Source organism: Bradyrhizobium sp. PRIMUS42, assembly GCF_023006515.1.
Taxonomy (GTDB): Bacteria; Pseudomonadota; Alphaproteobacteria; order Rhizobiales; family Xanthobacteraceae; genus Bradyrhizobium.
The window spans coordinates 1-4,417 of record NZ_JALBGZ010000530.1; the positions used below are offsets into that span (position 1 = coordinate 1).

Sequence of the window (4,417 nt, forward strand, 5' to 3'; positions counted from 1 at the left end):
CGCCCCCAGCTATGGACGACCCGCCGGTCGCGCAGCAGGACAGTCAGCCAATGAACGACGTGCTGCGGCAACTCTTTAACCGGTGATGGGCTGACTGGCGGGCTGAACTCCACGGCAACCCCCTTACATCAGCCTTCCCGCCTCCGGCTTCCTCCGAACGGACGAGGCTGCGCCAATTCACTTCCCCTTCCAGCCGCCCGGCGTCCACAGCGAGTAACCACGCCGCCCGGTCGCGCGGCCGCGCGGCGGTCCTTTGGCCCAAATTGTGGTAGAACGGCCCCGAAGGGGCTACGGCCCGTAGCGCCGGCGTCGATGGCGGCGCGAGAGGATCGGGATGGCAGGAGCGAACGATAAGAGACGGTTTCTGCGCGAGGGCCTGTTCGCCAAATACGTCGTCTCCCTCGTCGGCCTCGTCGTGTTCGTCCTCGCCGTCAACGGCGCGATGGAGACCTGGATCTCCTACCGCGCCACCCGGACGCAGCTCACCGACGGCCTCGAGGACAAGGCGCAAGCCGCGGCCCGCCGGATCGAGCAGTCGATCTCGGAGCTCGATCGCCAGATCAGCTGGGTGACGCGGGCGAGCCAGGACACCCTCGAGAAGCGCCGCGCCGACTACGCCCAGCTGCTGCACCAGGTCTCCGTCGTCAACCAGCTGTTCCAGCTCAACGGCGATGGCCGCGAGGTGCTGCGCGTCTCGCGCCAGTCGACCACGACCGGCAGCAACGCCGACCTCTCCCGCGACATGCGCTTCACCGAGACCGTCGCCCGCGGCGTCAGCTATGCGCCGGCCTGGTTCGCCGACCGGACGCCGTTGATGTCGATCTCGGTGGCGCATTCCGGCTTCAATGCCGGCGTCACCGTGGCGGAGGTCGATCTCAGCTTCCTCTCCGACTTCCTGTCGGACGCGCAGGTCGGCAAGGCCGCCTTTGCCTATGTGGTCGATCCGCGCGGCCGCGTGCTGGCGACGTCGTCGAAAGGGCCCGATGTCGGCAAGGACCTGTCGAAGCTGCCGCAGGTCGCGGCCGCGATCGCGCCCGGCCACGAGCCCGACACCTCGGGCACCGACTTCAACGGCCATGCGGTGATGAGCGCCGCGAGCACCGTGCCGAAACTCGGCTGGAGCGTCCTGTTCGAGCAACCGACCACGCAGGCCCTGATGCCGATCCGCGACCAGCTGGTGCGCATCGCGCTCCTGATCGGGATGGGCCTGATGGTCGCTATCCTCGCCGGCACGCTGCTCGCCCGCCGCATGATCATCCCGATCACGGCGCTGCGCGACGGCGCGCACAAGCTCGGCGAGGGCGATTTCAGCCATCGCATCGAAGTGCGCACCTCGGACGAGCTGGAAGATCTTGCCGGCCAGTTCAACCGCATGGCCGGCCAGATCCAGGAGACCTATTCGAACCTGGAGACCAAGGTCGATGAGCGCACGCGCGATCTCGCGCAGTCGATCAACGAGCTGAAAGTTCTGGAGGAAGTCGGCCGCGCCGTCGCCTCCTCGCTCGATCTCAACGCCGTGCTGCCGACGATCGCCGCGCGTGCGATCGAGATCACCCATGCCGACGCGGTGCTGATCTACGGCTTCGATGCCGAGAGGCGCCGCTTCAACCTGGTCGAGGCCAATGGCATCGACAAATCCGCAGACGGCGCCCATGTCACCATCGACGAAGGCGAGAACATCCTGAGCGATGCCGCCAAGAGCGGCGAGCCGATCGCGCTTCCCGATCTCGATCATGCCGCCGAGCAGCCGCTGCGCGAGGTCGCGATCGCTGCCGGCTTCCACTCGGTGCTGGTTGTGCCGCTGGTCGACCAGCAGGGCACGCTCGGCTCGCTGGTGGTGCTGCGCCGCGCCGGTGGCGAGTTCGCCGGCAGCATCATCGGCCTGATGCGCACCTTCGCCAACCAGGCCGTGCTGGCGATGCGCAATGCGCGCCTGTTCACCGAGGTCGATCACAAGGGCCGCGAACTGGAGGCGGCGAGCGAGACCGTGCGGGCCCAGGCCGACAAGCTCAAGCAGCAGACCGAGCAGCTCAAGGACTGGAACAAGTCGCTGGAGGAGCGCGTCAAGACCCAGCTCGGCGAGATCGAGCGCATCCGCAAGCTCGAGCGTTTCCTGGCGCCCCAGGTGGCGCAGCTGATCGCTTCGTCCGACAGCCCCGAGGGGCTGCTCACCAGCCAGCGCCGCGAGGTGACCGTGGTGTTCTGCGACCTGCGCGGCTTCACCGCGTTCACGGAAGCGACCGAGCCGGAAGAGGCGATGAACGTGCTGCGCGAATATCATGCCGCGCTCGGCAAGCTGATCTTCAAATACGAGGGCACGCTCGACAAATATGCCGGCGACGGCGTGATGATCCTGTTCAATGCGCCGATCCAGTTCGAGGACCACACCAAGCGCGCAGTGAAGATGGCGGTGGAGATGCGCGAAACCATCGGCCCCTTGACCGAACGCTGGCGCAACCGCGGGCACAGTCTGGGCTTCGGCATCGGCATTGCGGTCGGCTATGCCACGCTAGGCCAGGTCGGCTTCGAGCAGCGGCTGGAATATGCCGCGATCGGCAGCGTCACCAACCTCGCCTCGCGCCTCTGCGGCGAGGCCAAGCCCAACCAGATCGTGGTCAGCCGCCGCGTCTACGGCATCGTCGAGCCTTTCGTCGAGGCCCGCGCCCTCGACGATCTCCAGCTCAAGGGTTTCAATCACCCCGTGCTCGCCATGGAGATCCTGAACTGGCGCGAGGAGGTGGAGAACGTGGTGGATGCCACGGCGGTGCGGATGCGGGGATAGCTTCCTCGCCTGCCTCAAATGGCGAGGCATCGCTTGTTAGCGCGCACCGACAGCATGTCGCGATCCCGCGGCACATCGCGCCCGGGTTTTGCGTAGGTCTTGCTACCCTTCGAAATGGAAGGGCGCAGGGAAGACCGGGCACCGGCTGGCACCCGCAAGACCCCTGTGCGTGAGTGCGTGATAGTCGCTCACAGGGGAGAAACAGGTGTGGCCGAATGCCCGGCCTTCCCTGCGCAGTGGTTGAAACGGCTTATGTCGCGCTCTCGCCGGTGAGTCGATTCTCTGTTGCCACCGTCGTCCTGCAGCTTTCATCGGATGCACAGGTCCGGTCGGACCTGCGCACCGCTGCAAGACTTGACGCCAGAAATTCGGGCGTCACGACCACACGATTTTGCCGTACGCGTTCGACATCGTCGTACACGCGCCCGCTGATCGCTCACGGGGACTACCCGCCCTGCGACCGCATCTGGCGCCAACGCCGCTCGCGTCCACCGCCCCTCACCCCACGAACCCTGACGATCGCGATCCGTCCCTTACCATGGGATGAGTTGGGAGGGAGCATAGGGCGTGTCGTAGTTCTGGTAAAGAGAAATTTGGATTATTCGAATAAGATGCGCAGAGCAAGCCTTCTCAGAACGTCGAAACAACCCCATGCACAATAGGCGGAAGATCATTCGGATCAATTGACTGTGAGGGCTAAGGTCGGGACGGCAGGGCTATCGGTCGATCCAGCAAAAAGATGATGCGCAACGGACTTCCCGCATCGTAGTACTAGGCGCACGTTTGACTGGAACGGTTGAGAAGAATGACAGGGGCCGAGGAAATGGCCAAGGGACTCATCCGCGGCGAGCTGCGGGCGAAGGCGGCCGAGAAAATCGTCGAGGCGGTAACGTGAGCGACACCCCCTCCCGCGGCGAGTTGATCCTCTACCGCACCGAGGACGGGCGGGACACGATCCGGCTGCGCGTGGTGGATGGCAGTCCGCCATCCGCGTTTCCTGCCGGCGCGAGGCGCGGCTCGGAGTACGGTTATCTAGTTGGGCTGCGGCTCGAAGCAACCGCACTTCTGGATGCTCCCCCGGACAATTTCCCCGAACCACATCCCACCTCCCCGCGACTAACCCTCGCCTCAACGGCGAGGCGACTCTGATCGGAGACGACCTGTGACGTTTGCCTTGCCTTCGCGTGCGTATGATCTGCAGATGCTGGACCGTCCCGCCGACCGGGCGCGCGACCAGGGCTGGGTCTATGGGCTGCCGCCGGGGATCAGCAGCGAGCAATGGCCGCTCGATCCGGTCACCGGCTTTCCGTTGATGCACGGCTTCACGCTGCTGCTGCCGGAAGACTATCGCGTGCATGGCGCGGACATCGTCGCATTGTCATTCTTCGGCACCCCGGCTGATCACACTGACGGCGGCGCGACCGATACCCCCGAGATCCGCGAGGCGGTGATGGCGCGGCCATCGCATCCGCGTCTGTCGCGCATGACCGACATCCTCGACTACGAATTTGCTGCGCTGTTGCTGACTAGAAGCGAATACGAAGGCGCGTTCGCGACGCCGCCGGCGCCGCTTGCGCTGGCAACAGTGGAGCGGCCGCGCTGGCTCGATGTCGGCGGCGCCAGCGCCTTCTACGG

1 protein-coding gene and 1 pseudogene are annotated in these 4,417 nt (G+C 65.6%); both read left to right on the top strand.

The features are described from left to right. Positions 1–334: 334 nt before the first annotated feature. Positions 335–2,782, top strand: coding sequence for an adenylate/guanylate cyclase domain-containing protein (locus tag MOV75_RS28520; RefSeq protein WP_246931014.1), 2,448 nt, complete (start codon positions 335–337; stop codon positions 2,780–2,782). A 1,201-nt stretch (positions 2,783–3,983) separates the two neighbouring features. Continuing rightward, a pseudogene (locus MOV75_RS28525) lies at positions 3,984–4,417 on the top strand (hypothetical protein); the annotation flags it as partial.

What these genes read in the sequence shown, in the direction of transcription:
- MOV75_RS28520 (WP_246931014.1), top strand. Translation starts at nt 335, where the DNA reads ATGGCAGGAGCGAACGATAAGAGACGGTTTCTGCGCGAGGGCCTGTTC.